The organism is Mycobacterium lehmannii (genome assembly GCF_002245535.1).
Lineage (GTDB): Bacteria > Actinomycetota > Actinomycetes > Mycobacteriales > Mycobacteriaceae > Mycobacterium > Mycobacterium lehmannii.
On the sequence record NZ_NKCN01000009.1, the window covers coordinates 1 to 16,202 of the forward strand.

Sequence of the window (16,202 nt, forward strand, 5' to 3'; positions counted from 1 at the left end):
TACGTACATGAGACTGCGCTACTACAGTCATAGATCTCACTCGTCCGTTCATTCTCACGCTGTACCTAGTCACGAACTCTCCACCCAAGCCCCAGTCGTCAGCGTCAAACGTGTATAATACACAGCCCTACGCCCGCCCCTCACCACACACTGGCACCAATTCCTCACCACCACCCCCCTTGCAGCACACCCACTCCGCCTCCGCTCCGCTCCCACCCAACAGACTTCCGGCACATTGGCACACGTTTGTGCAACACTCGGGTTCGGGCGCTGGCGCGCCCGAACCCCGGCCGCCTGACGGCGGCCTGTCCGGCTTGGTGAGGTGGTCGATCATGGTGCGGCCGTGCTGACGATCTCGCGGCTGTCGCGTTGGAGCATCAACTACTACAACGACACCGCCAGCCAAGCCCGCCAAGCGGCGATGGACCGCCAGGCCGCGGGCGGCGGACTCGGCGAGTACTACTCCGAAGGTGACACCCGGGTCCCGACCTGGGTGGTGGTCGGCGACAAGGCGGCAGTCGGGGCAGGCACCGGACTGGACGGGGCCGCCCTCGACGGCGGCTTTGCTGACACCCAGACCGCCGCCCGGTGGCTCGATGACGGAGTTGCCCCCAACGGGGCGTCGGGTCGAGCGTTCGGAACCAACGGGGTGCACGGATTTGACCTGATGTTCGCCGCCCCAAAAAGCGTGTCGCTGCTGCGGTCGCTCACCGATGACGTGGCCGAGAAGGTCATGCAGAACGCCCACGTCAAAGCCGTCGAAGCGGCCATGACCTACCTGCATGAGCACGCCGGATACACACGCGTGCACAACCCGCTGACCAGCAACAAAGACCTACAACGGCTGCCCGGACTAGTGGCCATCGCCTACCAGCACGAGACGTCGCGGTGCGGTGATCCCCACCTACACACCCACGTCATCGTGCCGAACCGCCAGGTCAGAGCCGACGGCAAGTTGGCGTCAATCGACTCCAAGTCGCTGTATCACGAAGCCAAGGCCGCCGGAATCATCTACCAGGCCACCCTGCGCCACGAGCTGCACGCCGAGCGAGGCTTCGAATGGCAGCACGTCGACGAGCACTCCGGAATGGCCGAGGTCGCCGGCGTGTCCAAGGACAGCATCAAGGCCTGGTCGCAGCGCTCCACCCGACTACGCGAATGGGCCAAAGACAACCTAGTAGTCGTCGACGGGGAACCCACCGCCGCGCAGCTGGCGACCGCGCAAAAAGCGACCCGGCCGACCAAACCCGAAAATTTGGCGTGGGAGGATCTCAAAGCGATGTGGCGCGCCGATACGCGCGGTCTGACTCTGGAGCGCGATGCGCACTTCGCCGCACGCGACGAGCGCCGCCGCGCAGTGCGCACTCCCCTGGACCGGGCGCGCATCACGCGCATGGCCGCACGCATCGACAAGGCCGCGTTCACGCGCGCCGACATGGTCGAGATTGTCGGCGCGCAACTACCCGTCGACGTGCCCGGTGAACCGCGCGCGCTCATCGAGGCGTTCGTCGACGACGTGAGTGTGCGCATCAGCGCGCCGCGCGAACGCCACCACCGCGAAGGCCACGAAAAGTACACCGTCGACGCGATCATGATCGAGGAATCGCGCATCCTCGACATGGTCGACACCGCCGACAACCGCAGCAGACTCGATGTGCGTGCGACCGACCTCGGCGACCTCTCCCCCGACCAGGAACGCGCCATCCGCAACATCGCCGTCTCACCGTTTCTGGTACAGCCGTTGCAGGCGCCGGCTGGTGCCGGCAAAACACACTCGCTCAAAGCGCTGCGCGCCGCAGCGCACCGCGCGAACAAAGAGGTGCTCGTGTTGGCGCCCACCGGCAAAGCCGTTGACGAGGCGATGCAGGAAGAAGCCGGCGACCGCGGGCTGACCGTGGCCAAGGCGCTCAAACTCATTGAGGACAACACGCTGGCCATCGACCGACGCACCGTCGTCGTCGTCGACGAAGCCTCCATGGTCGGCACCCCCGAGCTGAAAAAACTACTGTCCTGCGCTGTGGCCGGGCACGCCAAGATGGTCCTCGTCGGCGACTCCTACCAGCTAGCGCCGGTGAAAGCCCGCGGCGGCATGTTCGAACACCTATGCGGCGATCTGCCCTGGTCGCAGCGGCTCGGCGAAGTGTGGCGCATGCGCACCGCCGCAGAACGTGACGTCTCACTGGCGCTGCGCTCCGGTCACGGCAACCGGCTACGCAAAGCCGTCGGCTGGTACCGAAACCACGGCCGCCTACACACCGGCGACCCGATCGCCATGGCCAACGACGCCGGCGACGCCTACCTGGCCGACCGCGCCGCCGGGAAAGACTCACTGATGGTGTGCGACTCCTGGGAGATGGCCGACGCACTGAACCTCCGCATCCACAAGGCTCTGGTCGGCGACGGCCCCTCGGTGCGAGCCGCACGCGACCAGCGCATCGCCGTCGGCGACATCATCGTCAGCCGCGAAAACGACATCAGCATCACCGTGCGCCCCGGCGCCGAGCACCCCATCAGCCAGCCCGTCGACCAGGTCCGCAACGGCAACCGGTGGCGAGTCGCAGGCATCGACGAGAAAACCAACCGGGTCGCCGCCGAACGGCTCACCGACAAAGCCCGCGTCGTCTTCGAGGGCGACTACCTACGCGAAAACGTCACCCTTGGCTACGCCGTCACCGTGCACTCAGCCCAAGGGGTCACCGTCGGCAGCAAGACAACCCCCGGAGTGTGCCACTCCATCCTGTCGGACACCTCCAGCCGCGCCATGGCCTACGTCGGCATGACCCGAGCCAAAGACGAAAACCACGCCTATATCTATCAGCGCATCACCGGGGAAGCCGACCACGAACACTCCCGCATCGTGTCCGGCACCGACATCCACGTCCTGCGCCGCGGCAACAAATACTCAGCCGCACACCACTTCCGCACCATCTTGGCCAACGACGACCGGCCCCGCACCATGCACACCGAAGCCGAACGCACCGAACGCCACCTCCTGCCCGAGCCCGTCGCCGACCTACTGGTCGCCCAAGAACACCGGCGCAGCGCTCGGCGCGCCGTGTGGCGCGAACACACCGCCGCCGGCCGCGCCGCGGCCGAGGCTTACGCGCGGATGGCCACCGTCGCGAAAGACATCGCCCAACGTGAACGCGATCGCGAACGTGGACGCGACATCGGCGGCCTTGAACTGTAGAACCGCACACGAACAACTGCGAGGAGACACATGGACACCATCGTTTTCGGCACCGGTATGCCGTGCTTTCTGGCGTTCCTGGACCACCACATCGACGAAATCGTGGCGACCTGGATGGAATTCGTTGAAACAGGGCAGGTTGTGCGCGCCCGCCATGAAAACCCCAGCCGCGACACCGTAGTCATCTTCCGGCCCGCCTCAATCGGAACCGTCGAATTCGTACCCAACGAGCCCGCCGGGCGCAAACTCATGGACCGCATGCTCTGGACCCCGCCGAACCTGATCGCACACCCCGACGCCGCCGACCTCCCGCCCGACAAAGCGCACTACTGGACGCTCAACCCGGTCGGCTTCAGCGCGCGATTCGAAACTCTGCCCGACGGCAGCCCAGGACTGATCCTGGGCCACTGGGAAGCAGGCCGCCTGTAACCAGCGTAAGTATCGCTCGGACAGGGCTGCTTGTTCAGTACGGTCCCCGGTGGCGCAGCCGCTCGTTTCCTCGGTGACCTGCCCGGCGTCCGATGCCGGGGAGCAAACCGATGGACGACCTCCTCGACGCGCGGGTCAATTGCCCGCCAGCTGCCGCCTCACCCGATACGATCGCCAGCCGAGAGGGGAATCAAGCAATTGGCTGGCTACGGGTACCGTCTCTGGGCGGTGGAACTGCACCACGGACTCAAACGCAAGCAGCACGCGTTCGGCGCAGCTCAACTTCCCTACAAGAAGGAGGGGGACGACGTCGACGAGACGAGCACCGATGCAGTCCGCGAAGTCGACTACATCGCTGCGGCGAGGCGCGACGTAACTGCTGCCGCGCACCGAATCCACAATTTCGGCCTCACAAGAGGCGACGACGACGAGAGCGCGGCGGCTGCGCAGGGTACCTCGATTCGCTTTCTGTCAGCGGATCGTGACGAGAACGGGAGCCTGCGCCTCAGATTCGAATTCGGGGTTCGACACGCAGACGGGACGCTCATCGATCCCGAGGATCCCGACACCGCCGATATCGCGCTCAGAGGCAAGTCGACCTTGCACCCCTTCCGCGCAACACTGATCACTCGCCCTGACCTGACGCGTGGACTCCTGGCCGTCGAGGCGCGGGGCCGCAGCTGCCCCATGTCCTCGGTGATCCGCGGATTGAATGGCGTCAGCGAGGACAATTGGCGGCTTCGCCCGATCTCACACCTTGCCGGAGAAGCCGCGATGATCACTTTCATAGGCCAGTCCGAGGTCAAGCGAGTCAGCTTTGATCAATGGAGCTATGAGGCCGACGGTGCGAGGGATCGCAAGGAAGTCTCGATGGCTGTGCTCACGGAGATCGAGGGAGAGGCTGTCAAGGAGCGGGTGAAACGGTGGGCCCGCGAGTACTTCGGCTTCCTCAAGGAGCATGTAACCGAGAAGGAAGTAGAAGAGGCCAACCTGCCGGACATGTCCAAGATGTCGACGGAGGAAAAGAAAGAGGTTCGACGGCAAATCCGGCAGAAACTAGAGGAAGAGAAGAGGCGGGCCCGTATCCAGCGCCGCCTCACGGGGCGCAAGGTCGCCCACGAAGAAGCGGACGTCCTCAAGCAGACGGTCTTCGCGAACCGGGAGGGCGACGTCGATATCGATTTCACAGATGTCAGTGTCGAGTTGGATAATCACGGCGCGTCGAAGACATACAACCCGCTCAGCGATTTCGGACGTTTCACATATGGCATCAGCGACCGATATCCGTCTGACGAGGAGTTTTATTCGTCGGCAGAGGGAACTGCATTGGACCTGTTGGATCAGGTGCAGGGACTACAACTGAACACGTAGGCTGGCGGTTCTAAAGGAGGGTTCCATGCCGATCTCGATGATCCCGGACAGGCTGAGCCTTCGGACGGTCCGCGTAGACCATTGGCGGTCGCTCAATCACTACCGGACAGGGCACCGCGACACATACGCGATTGTCGTTATCTTCGGCACGCCCATCATCGCCGGCAGTCTCGCTATATTCCCTCTCCATCTCGTCATCACGACACCCGTCGCGCTGCTGCCTGCGGTGAGCCTTCTCGCCGGAGTACTGCTCGCCGCCGCCGGTCAGGTAATCACTCTGCGCGGACGCATCGCTGACTCCTTGACACTGTCATCCGATCAACGCGTCAGCGCATTCATCCGGGAGACGCTCAGCGGATTGCTACTTGCCGCTGTCGCAGCACTTTTCGACGCGTTGCTGCTCGGCGTTCTCGCCGTTGTCATGAGTGATGTGCAGCGGTGGTGGCACATCGCCCTGTCGGGCTTGATTGTTGCGGTCACCGTCTACCTGGCGATGATGTTCATCGTGACTGCGCGGCGCTTGTACTCGACATATCTCGAAGTCTTTGAGGGTGGTTCACCACTGCCGAAGCCCCGCCGCACAAACTCCTGAGTCGGCGCTGCGGGCCGCGTGCCGCCGTGGTGTCGCCTTCGATGTGTGCCTGGCAGAGGGCGGTGTGACGACGTGCCGAAGCCGATAAAAGTTGCGGGCCAGGTGGTGACACCGGAGATCGCGCACACACCACTGCGTGCCCTCGTCCCTGGCCTCGACGATGTTGGCCCGGTGGCGATTCCATATGCGCGGCTGCCGCGAAGGGCTGCGACTGCGTTCGCCGCGCAGTACGAGCGGTGGTCGGACATTGCTGACCAGACCGTTGCTTCGCTGTGGGCGGGCGAGGCCACGATGGATGCGCTGGTGGCCGCTGCCAAAGAGGCGGTCGCCCGACATCGGGCCGCCGCAACCGGCGAACGAGTGGGGGCGGCCGCTGCCGTCGACCGACTCCTCGATGATCTTGACGAGCGCGATCGGGTTATGGTCTCGGCTCGGCTGTGGGCAGAGCCGCCGCGATCCCAGGGCATGGTGGCGCAGCGTCTCGGTGTGGCCAAGAGGTGGGTCGGCCGCCACCAGCCCCGGGCCCTGGCGAGGTTCGCGGAACTGCTCGCCGAGCCCGTCCACCACGAAGTCAGCGAGCACGCCGCCGCGCTTGGTCGCCGTCTCGGCCCTTATGTACCGGCGGACGTTGTTCCCGCAGAACTGTCTGGTCTTGACGTTGACCCGACGAGTGAGGCCGCGCAAGTACTGTTGCACCTGGCGGGCCCGTATACGGGGCGCGGCGACTGGTTTGAGAACACGACAACCGGCGGGGCCCAACAGGTTGGGGCCGCCGTCGCCGCCGTCTTTGATCGCAGTCCCGCATCGTCTACGGAGTCGCTGTTGCATGCCCTCGTCGTGGAAGGTATGCCGCTGGCCGTCGCGTACACCTACATACGTTCCCGACAGGATTTGCGCTGCTTCGGTGATGTGTGGGTGCGGTGGGGTGATTCTGCAGCCAGTCGGGCTGAAGCAGTCCTGCACGTGCGAGGTGCGCCTGCGACCCCGGAGGAAATCGTCGCCGCCATCGGCGCCGGCCCCACAAACTTGAATGCTGTACGCGAAGCGTTGCGTCGCGACGAGCGATTCGTGCGTGCCAGCGTGCAGACCTGGGGTCTGCGCGCCTGGGGGATTGAGCAGTACGCCGGCAGCATTCCCGAGGAAATGGCCGCCCGCATCGACACGGCAGGCGGAACGATGAGGGTCGATGAGCTGATCGCTGACATACGGTCACGCTTCCCCGACGTGGCAGAGAGCTCCATCAGAACCAACATCACCAGTCTTGCGTTCATCACCGACGGCACCACGGTTCGGCGGCGAACCGACACCGACGAATGGCCGCCGATTCCTCATCTGCGTCACGCGCGGGGAGCTTTCCGCAACGGCCACAAGGAAATACGGTTGGCAATGCCGGTCAACGCCGACGTGCTACGCGGGTCGGGACAGCCGATCCATCCCGCAATAGCCGCCGCTTTGGGCGTCACCCCGGGGCAGCGTCGCCTTTTCTCCAACCCTCACGGACCGCTGCCGGTGATCTGGCGGCTGTTCTCGACAAACGGACCCAGCATCGGCTCCGTGCGGGCACCAGCCAAAGCCCTCGACGCTGACCCAACCGACACCCTCGTTCTGGTCTTCAATGTTGATGCAGAGTCGGTCGAGGTGGAACGAATCGGCGCAGAAATAACTGGGGTCGAGCGGCTGAGCCGACTACTCGGTCACGCGGTTCGCGTTCCGGCCGCGGCACTCGCCGCGAGTCTGGGAAGCCGCCGGGCCGACGTCGCCGCAGCAGTGTTGCGCGCGCGCGGTGACGGCGACCTCGCCGACCTGATCGAAAAACGAACGGGCGCGGAGACCGCACAAGTTGAGCGCAGCAGTGGTGACTAGCATTAGCAATTAGCGCGCCCCGCGGCGCGCTCGGATCGGGGTGCTGATGGTCGCCGCGACCCATGCTCAGCTCGCTAGTAGTCGACGGCGTGCGGGCTTTCGTAGAGCGTCCTGGCATCCACGGCATCGAAAACCGCGGCGCGGACCGCCACGTCGGTCAGGTCGAGCACTCGGAACGTGCCGCCAATCTTGGCCACCGCCTCGATTCGCTGGTAGATGTCGGCGTGATCGGCTGCGTAACGCGCGAGGCCGCGCAACTTGGGAAGTGCGTCGCCGTACTGAGTGCCGTGCGGGTCGACGATGGCCGCGCCGATGGTGCCATCTGCGTTCCTGGTGAAGAACAGGAAATCAGGCCGGGCCAGCTTCATGCCGGCGCCGCTGTCGTAAACCACGCCGAGGGACTCCCGGCTCGCCCGTGACGGATTGCGATACCAGGCAACGAAACCCGGCCTGGCCATCTCCTTAGCAAGGACCTCCGCCTCCCAGGTGTTGCCGCCGAGGTCGAATGGGAAGCTCCCATCGGGACCGCACATGAGATGGTGCTCGAGCGTGGGCAGGGCCGTTTCGGTACCGTCGGCTGCGCGTACCGTTGTGGGTTCCATCCGCGATGAAGGTTTGGCCAGGTCAATATCCTGCGGATCGACGCTGAGCTCCTTGATTTGTCGATAGGTTTCCTGGCGCTCGTCGGTGAGTGCCTTGATCGGAACCCGGTACTGGTCCAGCCACGTCTTGGCCAGCTTGTCGGCTTCCTCGTCGAGATAGGTTTTTACGTCGGCAACAAGCCCGAGCGCGCCGATATCGGTGTGCGCTTCTAACAGAGCGTCCTCATCGGAGTCAGCTTCGCTGTTCGCATCCGCGAGGTGCTCGGCATACGTCCGGCACACATCGGCTCCAAGCGTTCGCGAAGCACGCTTGTAGGCGTCATCAATGACCGCGTAGTCGGCTTCCTCTACGAAGTCGTCGAAAGATTTGGATGTGCCGGAGAGTTCGGACGTGAGGGTCTTGCCTTCGACGGTGAGTACGGCCTTTCGTGCGGTGTTGATCTCGTGGATGAAGCGCGCCTTCGCGGCGTCGAGCACCTTGTGCAGCTCGGCGTGCGCGATCTTGCCGGCGTCGGCAAGGAGTCCGTCCGTGGCCAGTTCCTGAGCGAGTGCGGTGAGGCGCTTCACAGGCTTAACCCCCCGCCTCGGCAGGGACTGCGCGGGCAGTGTTAGCAGCTTGTCCCAAACATCCTCTGGCACAGAAGGGTTGGCGACGACCTCGATTGGATTAATGAGCACCCGCCGCCCTGGCAGCGGCACGTCGCCAGCTTCTCCGCCGCCGCTCATGAGTGCGTCGGCCACCGCCTCGACGGACTTGATATCGAAGAACGGCAGCAGGCAGTCAACGGAGTTGAGTCGCTCGTTGCCGGGAATGCGCCGCGCGAGAGGGGTTCGAATCATGCGCCCGAGGAGCTGGGTGATGTGTGTCCGATCACGTGCGGTGCGGAACGAGACCATGACTTCCGCACGGGGACAGTCCCAACCTGTCGAAATCGCGTCTTTCGCGATAAGGACGCGCACCCAAGTGGATTCCTGCACTCGTTCGGGCGAGATGTGGGCGACCTGGTAGCTGCCAAACGTCTGCAACGTGTGTTCGCCGAAGACGTGAGCAATCGATTCGGTAGGCAGTTCTGGCCAGCGCTGGAAGATCGTGTCGAGCAGCTTTCCGATCTCGTTATGATCCGGGGTCTTTGGCACTTGGAGCACCATGAGCGGTTCGACTGTGTCGGCGTCGTTCTGCTGGGTAGCATAGGCGGCCCACGCTGCGCTGAGTTCGACCAGCTTGTCGGTCCCACGACGCACGAGAACGGTGTCGAACTGTCCAGCCTCGTCGGGGATGTCCAGGACCAGCGTGTCCTTGAGCAACCCGGATTCCTGCACTTTGGCGGCGTCTACCACAACGTTCGGAAGGGTGCCGCGGCCTTCGGCTCCGGCCATCGCGGCGTTGAAACGCTCAACTGTTGCTGAGATGCCCCAGACCACCGGGATTGGGGGTGTCGATCCATTCCCGTTAATGAGGCGACTAACGATCGTTGGCTTTTCGTCTTGGGTGGTCTTTCCGTTGGTTCTCAGTCCACGGTGAGCCTCGTCGAGTACGAGGTAAAGGGTCAGGTCAGGGTCTTCGACAGTGTTCTTAATGGTGTCCCAGATTGTGTGCGAGTGTCCTTCTGGGAGCCCCTCGAATGGCGGCGTGCCGGGCTGAGATTCATCGGTTCCACCGCCGTGGCCCCTTACCAGCAGGCTGTTCCTGCTCAGTTTCTGGGTGTTGAGGAAGTAGATCTTGCCGGCCTGTAACCGCTCTTGGTTGAATGAGGTTGGCACCACGATCAGGTCAGACTGGGTGAGTTTGTTGGAGGCTTCAAGGAGCCGGAACCGCGATTGCTCGTTGAGTGACGGGTCGTCGCTGAACCAGATGACAACCGCGGACGGGTCTGGTGCAAAATCCACGTCGTCGTTGCCGTGAAACAGGGCTTCAAATACCGCTGCTGCCATCACCGTTTTGCCTGCGCCGGTAGTGGCGGTGAGTGAAAAGGCGTGCTTGTCGCCGTCTTCGCGCCAGCGCTTTGCCCCTTTGCGCAGGTTCGTGAGCACGTCGCGCACCGCATCGTCCTGATAGTCCTTGAGGGTGAATTTCATCCGTCAATCACCATTCGCAAAGCGGAAGTTCGACAGGTAGGACTCATAGAGCTGAACGGGCTCGACGGCGTCTGGTAACCGTTGTGCGACAGCCTGAAAGCGACGGTCGTCGTCAGTGACTAGATAAGCGATTCGCAGCCTGTCGGCCTTTTCGACTTCTCGGCAGAACGCACTCGTTTGGTCGAGGTCGAATAGGATGCCATAGCTGTCGGCGACCGCCCATCCTTGGTCGGAGATAGCTTCAATGCGTTCGCCCACGGAGCCGGAGCGCATCCAGAGCAGCGGAGCGATTCGGCTGAACGCGCGGTTGTGGCTGACCCTTACGGCCGATTCGAACGTCAGCGTGAAGAATTCTGCATTCTCCTCAAAGCCTTCAGCCATTGGGAACTCGTCGGTGAATCGGTAGTCCCCGCTGATGCGATCGCCTTCGGGGGTCACCCCGGTGATCGCTGCATCGATCCGTGGCTTGGTGATGTACTCGCAGATCCCGCGTTGTTCCCAGTCGCGGTCGCCAGGGCGCAGGCCCTGGCGACGTAGCGAAGTCTGCTCATCTGCGCTGACTTCATTGTTGGTAACTAGAATGGTCTGTCGGCGCCCCCCGTCTTGTCGGTTCAGCCGCATGACGGCGTGCGCCGTTGTGCCGGAGCCGGCGAAGTAGTCGAGCACTATAGCTTCTGGCTTATCGGCGACAAAGAACCGCAACGCGTCCTCGACCGCGTAGAGCGACTTTGGAAACGGGAACTTCCTTCCCGGGATGAACCGTTCGATCAGTCTGCTGCCGCCGTTTCCAGCGTCATGGCTCGTAATTCGCCAGATATCAGTCGGCACGAACCGTGCCGTGTAGTCGGAGGCGTCAGTGACAACCGACCCATCAGCACGCCGACCGACCGTTTGAAATGTACCGTCGGCGACCTTCTTCCGCTCTCCGTCTTTGAGGTAGTACACCGACGTGTCCGGGCCTCGCCACGGCCCAAGCCTTGCGAAGCCGCCGTCGATGAGTTTGGCGAACTGGTCGTGGCTCACCTGCCAGCGGCCTTCTTCTCCGGAACGTCGAATCGGCCAGATTGCTACGCACCCAGAAGGCGCCTGGATGCTTGAGGTGTCCGATCCGTAGTACGGCGTTCCGACCCCTGCAAACACCGGGCCATCTGCGGTGCCGCGAGCGAATACCGGGTAGAACTGGTTCGGTCGATCCGCCCTGAGGGCGTTGGTTCCGCTGCGCAGCAGCAGGCACCAGCGAACGTCGGTCTTGTTCTTAGTCTTTACAGGATTCCAATCACCATCGAGCTGAAGCGCGATCGGCCGGCTAGTTCCGAACTGAACGAAGTAGATAAACTCCGCGGCGCGCCCGAAGGTGCCTCTCCGTGTACCACTGGACGCGACAGCACTCGTCACCATCGTGATTCGAGCATCTGCAAACGTCTGCTCCAATATCAGCCCCAGGCGCAAGTATTCTTTCTCGTCGATCGTGACGATGAGTACCGAATTCTCTGGATTAAGAAGCTCTTTCGCCAACAGCAGTCGCCGCTCCATAAACGCCAACCACTTGGAGTGGCGGTAGTGGTCATCCGATTCGACGTAGTCGTTGTTGTACTTCCAGTCCCGAGCGCCGGTGTTGAAGGGAGGGTCGATGTAGATGGCGTCGACGCTCCCGCGGTGGGTGTAGGTGAGCGCTTTGAGCGCGAGGTAGTTCTCGGCATTGATAACCGTGTGGAATGGCTTGTCGCCACCACGCTCGACCTTGCCGGTGGACTCCAGGCCGGGGTAGATCAGGTCCCGGAACGCTGCAACGACCACCAAGTCGTTGACAGCGGCTTCACATCGGCGCCGTTCGGGCACGCCGACCAGCTCAAGATGTGCGACTCGGTCATCATTGGTCTTCTCGATCCGTTTCACCAACCACAGTCGCTGGTCAGCGCGCGTGGTCGATCGTCGCGACGGCAGGACTCGTACCTTGTCGCCCCTACGCACTGGGCGGTGCGGCAGTTCAACGGTTTCAGGGCGGTGGCGCTCAAAATTGAGACCAAACGCTCGGCGACCGGACAGTACCTTGAACTCGCGCTCGAGGTCGGTACCCAACTGGGGGTCATTCAGCTTGGCCTGTCTGATTAGCTCGGTCAGCCTAGACACGTTGGCTCTGTGCCCTCCCGCTCTTTCCCGCCACGCCGGCGGTGCCAGAACAAACCTTACGAGGCCGCCTGGCCGTGTCCGGTCGAACACACCGCTAGCGCTCGCGCCGACTGTAGCTGCCTACGACCAGCAGCCGGGCGCCGACGCCGCCGCTGCGCACACTGAGGCGTGATAGTTGGCCGCCGCCTCGTGCGCCTGCCCTTGGCGTCGCTGCGGCGCGATGCCAGGCCGCCTGACGGGCAATAATGGGTCCGTGAGCGAGGGCCAGCCGAGATTCCCCGAAGCGGAACAAGGTGGGGCTGGAGGACCTGGAGCTGCTGCTTCGCGTACCGGGTCGACCCGAAGCCATCCGCGCGTTCACCCGCGCTGAGCGTGCTGAAAGCGGACGCCTACGCGCCCGCGGTCGGCGGCAGCGTAGACCCGCTTGTATTAACCCCCTTGGCAAGGCGTGGCCTGGCACCGCGTTGCGATGTTCGTCGGACGTCACCGACACCTGAACGGTGTGTTTGACTACCGATCGATGGTTGGCACATTCCAGGCGCTACTGGTCGCGCTCATCGCGGTGCTGCCGGGCGCGCTCTACACGATCGCCCGCGAGCACCGCAGCGCCTCGTGGGCCAGGGGTGACATCACCAGCCGACTCATCGGATTTCTTGGTGTGTCGGCGGTATTTCATGCGATCTACGCGCCCCTGACGTACTGGGTATACGTACACGCTGTCGTCAGTGGTCGGCTGGCCCACGGCCGACCGATTGAGTGGTGGTGGTGGCCAGTCCTGTTCGTCTACGTGGTCCTGCCCTACATCTTGGGGGCACTGACCGCCAATAGTCGAAAATGGAGCGCCGAGTCGAACTGGCTCAAGCGGTCCACGAAGTCCGTGGTGGGCTGGTTCACCGATCAGGCGCCCGAACCGCGTGCATGGGACATGGCGTTTTCGCGACCCGAGCTCACCGGCTGGGTGCGCCTGAAGCTCAAGGATGGCACGTGGCGCGCTGGGCCGTGGAATCGTGCACCTGGCACCCCGTATCCGTCCTACGCCAGCGGTTATCCCGAGCCGCAAGAGCTGTATCTAAGCGACCAGGCGGCTATCAGCGATGGCGGCCGTTTCGAGACCGACGAGGCCGGTGAGCCTGAACTGACTGGCTGGTCGTTGCTCATCCGGTGGGATGAGATCACCTATCTAGAATTGTTGGAAGACCGTAGCGGCGACCACCCGTCGCCCGCGGGTGAGTGAGGAGGCCAGCGGCAATGGTGAGTAAAGCCGATCACAGAGCGGACCAAGGCGGATTCAACGACAAGAGGGGCGGCTACCCGTCGGGCAGCAAGCCTGTTTCGCAGCTGCCCAAGATCCCACCGCGTGACCGCAAGCCGCGCGAAACCCCTCCCTCGAACAACCGATAAGCGTCGCTCGCGCCGTTCAGCGGCCGGCTGGGGGCTGTTCGCGGACAAAGAGCCGATGCGAGGCCGGCACTTCCATTGCGTCGGCGGCGTTTCCGGTGATGATGGTCAACGACATCGGCTCGCCAGGATCGCCGATGGTGAACCCTGCCCGCTCGTAGAAGCCGGCCAGGTGGGGTCGGTCGGCGCTGAACTGGCCGTAGACCGTGACCAGTCCGTCTCGGGTCGCGACGTCGAGGGCCGAGCGCAGCAGCCGCCCACCGTGGCCGCGGCCCTGCTGGTCAGGGTCTACGGCCAGGAGGTGAATCTTGGCCACCTTCAACACACCGATCATGTAGTTCATCGACTCTGGCGTCGGGTTTACTAAGTCGAGTGAGGCGCCGTTCATCCGCGTGCCCAGCAGCTCCCAGAGGCGGACGTGAGAGCCCATAATGACCGCGCCGATCGCGGTGTCATTGAGGCGCAGCACCCGCACCATCAGCCGCGCGAAAGCCCACTGAGTGTTCGGGAGTTGTTCAACTGTTCTGAGGTTGTTCTGGAAGCCTGCGGCGGTCGCGACACCCAAGTAGCCGTCGGTCAGTGCCCCGCGGTAGCGTGCGGCCTCAGCGTCGGGGTCATTGCTGGCGACACCGGCCTGGGTGAACCATGTCGGTAACTTGTCGAAGTCCTCGGCCCGTGGTGCACCGATCGTGACTCGGTTACGCCGTCCCAATTGTCAACTCCCCCTTCACAACCCCGACGTCTGTGAGCGCGCGCGCTTCAGGCGATGTCGCCGCCCAGCGAAGAGGCCAGCGCCCTGCTCATATCGTCGTCGTTGACCACCAACAACGACGGGTCGGCGGCGGCCAGCGCCGACAGCTCCTCGGGAGTGTTGGTGCTCAGCCGACGCGCGCGTTCGCGTTTACAGGCGATGACCACCTTGCGGGCGTAGCGGCCGTTGCCGGCGATATCCAAAGCGGTGCCGGCGTCAGTCGGCGTGGCGCGCAGCCGAGAGGCCTCGGTGTGTAGCAGCGGCCAGGCCTCCTCGGCGATCGCGATCTTCTCCTTGCCGGCGATGTGGCGGCCGATCGCCACGATTTCATCGGCGGTGTAGCTCGAGAAGCTCAGTGTGAAGTTGAACCGCGACGCCAGACCCGGGTTGGCGGCCAGGAACCGCCGCATCTCGTTGGGGTAGCCGGCCACGATAACCACCAGCCGGTCGCGAAAATCCTCCATGTACTTCAACAGCGTGTTGATCGCGTCCTTGCCGAAGCTGTGCCCCTCGGTTTCAGGCACCAACCGGTAGGCCTCGTCGATGAACAGCACCCCGCCGAGCGCTTCCTCGCACACCTCTTTCATCCGCTGCGCGGTCTGAGAGACATATCCGACGACGAGGTCCTCTTCGGAGACCTCCATCACCTCGGGGCGCTGAATCTTGCCCAACCCGAACAGGATTTCAGCCACGATCCGCGCGAAGGTAGTTTTCGCCGTACCCGGCGGGCCCTCCAACACCATATGGTTCTCACCCGTCGCGGTGGACTCCTGCCCCTGCGCTGCCGCGGTGAGCTGGTCGATCTGAATCTCGGTGCGCCACACCTCGATCTGCTGCTTGGGACCTTCCAGACCGATCAGTTCGTCCAGGCGGCGCTTGGCGTGCTGCAGCACCTCCTTCTGCTCAGCGGCCAGCGCGGCGGCATCGCGCTGCTCACGGCTGGTCTCGGTAGCCGGGTCCCATTCGTCAGTACGGGTGGCGATGGTTTCGGCGTCGGTCACCACGAGGCGGTAGCCGACGTCGTCGAGCGCCTGCTGCGCGGCCGGCAGAAGCTGCCCCTCGACCGTGGCGGCGAGAAACGCGGTACGGGCGCTCTCCTCCTCCCCAAGCTCGCGCAAGCACCAGCCACGGGTCAGCGCGACATCAGCGGCAATGTACGGGTTGGAGGTAGTGATCTTGTCGGCCTCGCGCAGCGCGGCCTGGAACTGGCCCAGACTTGCAGACGCCGCCGCCGACAGCGCCGCCACCGCCTCGGTGACCGCGTCGAGCACATAGGTTGCTTGCGCCGGCGGCGACACCGACGTCGCGGCCAGCAAGTCAGGCCAGCGCCGCGTGCGGTAATGCAGTGTGGCAGTGATGAACTGACGCCACTGCGCGGCTTGGGTGTCGGCGGCCAGCACCGGGTCATCGAGCAGCTCGGCGGCCAGGCCGTACTGCTCGTCAACGATCAGTGCCGACACATAGGCCAGGGTCAGCGTCGCGCGCGACCACACCGGCAGCGTCACATACATCGGCGCAGACACTTGGGCATGCAACTCGCCGTCTTTGAGCCCGATGCGGCGGGTCTCGCGGTAGAGCGCCTTGGAGTGCTCGTGCGCGCCGGCCACCGCGGCCAAATCCTGGTCGCCGCACGCCAATCGACCCAGCCAGGCATCGGCCATGGCCGGGTTGTCGGCGGTGATGCGGCTGAAAATCCGCAGAGCCGAGGCGCGGTCGCCGGAGCGGTAGCTGTCCATCGCGGTGTCAAACGCACGGCGCTGTTCAGTCGGCGAAGTCATGGCTGGTGGCTCTCCTGCGTTC

Annotated in this window: 10 protein-coding genes; 6 read left to right on the forward strand and 4 right to left on the reverse strand. The window is 63.9% G+C overall.

Annotation, left to right across the window (positions count from 1 at the left end):
* Window positions 1-343 precede the first annotated feature (343 nt).
* The 5 genes from mobF to CEX87_RS11910 all read left to right on the forward strand — a co-directional run bounded on the left by mobF (window position 344) and on the right by CEX87_RS11910 (window position 7,445).
* Window positions 344-3,190: a MobF family relaxase gene (gene mobF / locus CEX87_RS11890; RefSeq protein WP_094287569.1), complete on the forward strand. Its 2,847-nt coding sequence runs from the start codon at window positions 344-346 to the stop codon at window positions 3,188-3,190.
* Window positions 3,191-3,220: 30 nt separating this feature from the next.
* The gene (locus CEX87_RS11895) at window positions 3,221-3,619 is read left to right on the forward strand and encodes a hypothetical protein (RefSeq protein ID WP_094287288.1); all 399 of its coding nucleotides are present in this window, start codon (window positions 3,221-3,223) and stop codon (window positions 3,617-3,619) included.
* Between the two features lie 228 nt (window positions 3,620-3,847).
* A complete protein-coding gene (locus tag CEX87_RS11900; protein WP_094287290.1) occupies window positions 3,848-4,990 on the forward strand; it encodes a hypothetical protein in 1,143 nt (380 codons plus the stop codon).
* Between the two features lie 25 nt (window positions 4,991-5,015).
* The gene (locus tag CEX87_RS11905; protein WP_094287292.1) at window positions 5,016-5,582 is read left to right on the forward strand and encodes a hypothetical protein; all 567 of its coding nucleotides are present in this window, start codon (window positions 5,016-5,018) and stop codon (window positions 5,580-5,582) included.
* 291 nt (window positions 5,583-5,873) lie between these two features.
* Window positions 5,874-7,445 carry a hypothetical protein gene (locus CEX87_RS11910; protein ID WP_233151354.1) on the forward strand — a complete coding sequence of 524 codons (1,572 nt, stop codon included), beginning with the start codon at window positions 5,874-5,876 and terminating at the stop codon, window positions 7,443-7,445.
* A 74-nt stretch (window positions 7,446-7,519) separates the two neighbouring features.
* Here the strand turns inward: CEX87_RS11910 and CEX87_RS11915 are convergent, their stop codons facing one another.
* Both CEX87_RS11915 and CEX87_RS11920 read right to left on the reverse strand, forming a co-directional pair.
* Window positions 7,520-10,123: a DEAD/DEAH box helicase gene (locus tag CEX87_RS11915; protein ID WP_094287294.1), complete on the reverse strand. Its 2,604-nt coding sequence runs from the start codon at window positions 10,121-10,123 to the stop codon at window positions 7,520-7,522.
* Window positions 10,124-10,126: 3 nt separating this feature from the next.
* Window positions 10,127-12,253 (reverse strand): site-specific DNA-methyltransferase, encoded by a 2,127-nt coding sequence (locus tag CEX87_RS11920; protein ID WP_094287296.1) that lies wholly within the window; start codon window positions 12,251-12,253, stop codon window positions 10,127-10,129.
* 520 nt (window positions 12,254-12,773) lie between these two features.
* Here CEX87_RS11920 and CEX87_RS11925 point away from each other — a divergent pair.
* On the forward strand, window positions 12,774-13,487 hold the full coding sequence (locus CEX87_RS11925) for a DUF6338 family protein (protein ID WP_142301088.1): 714 nt from the start codon (window positions 12,774-12,776) through the stop codon (window positions 13,485-13,487).
* A 183-nt stretch (window positions 13,488-13,670) separates the two neighbouring features.
* Here the strand turns inward: CEX87_RS11925 and CEX87_RS11930 are convergent, their stop codons facing one another.
* Together CEX87_RS11930 and CEX87_RS11935 are read right to left on the reverse strand one after the other, a co-directional pair.
* Window positions 13,671-14,363, reverse strand: coding sequence for a GNAT family N-acetyltransferase (locus tag CEX87_RS11930; protein WP_094287300.1), 693 nt, complete (start codon window positions 14,361-14,363; stop codon window positions 13,671-13,673).
* Window positions 14,364-14,410: 47 nt separating this feature from the next.
* A complete protein-coding gene (locus CEX87_RS11935) occupies window positions 14,411-16,180 on the reverse strand; it encodes an AAA family ATPase (RefSeq protein WP_094287302.1) in 1,770 nt (589 codons plus the stop codon).
* Window positions 16,181-16,202: the final 22 nt, after the last annotated feature.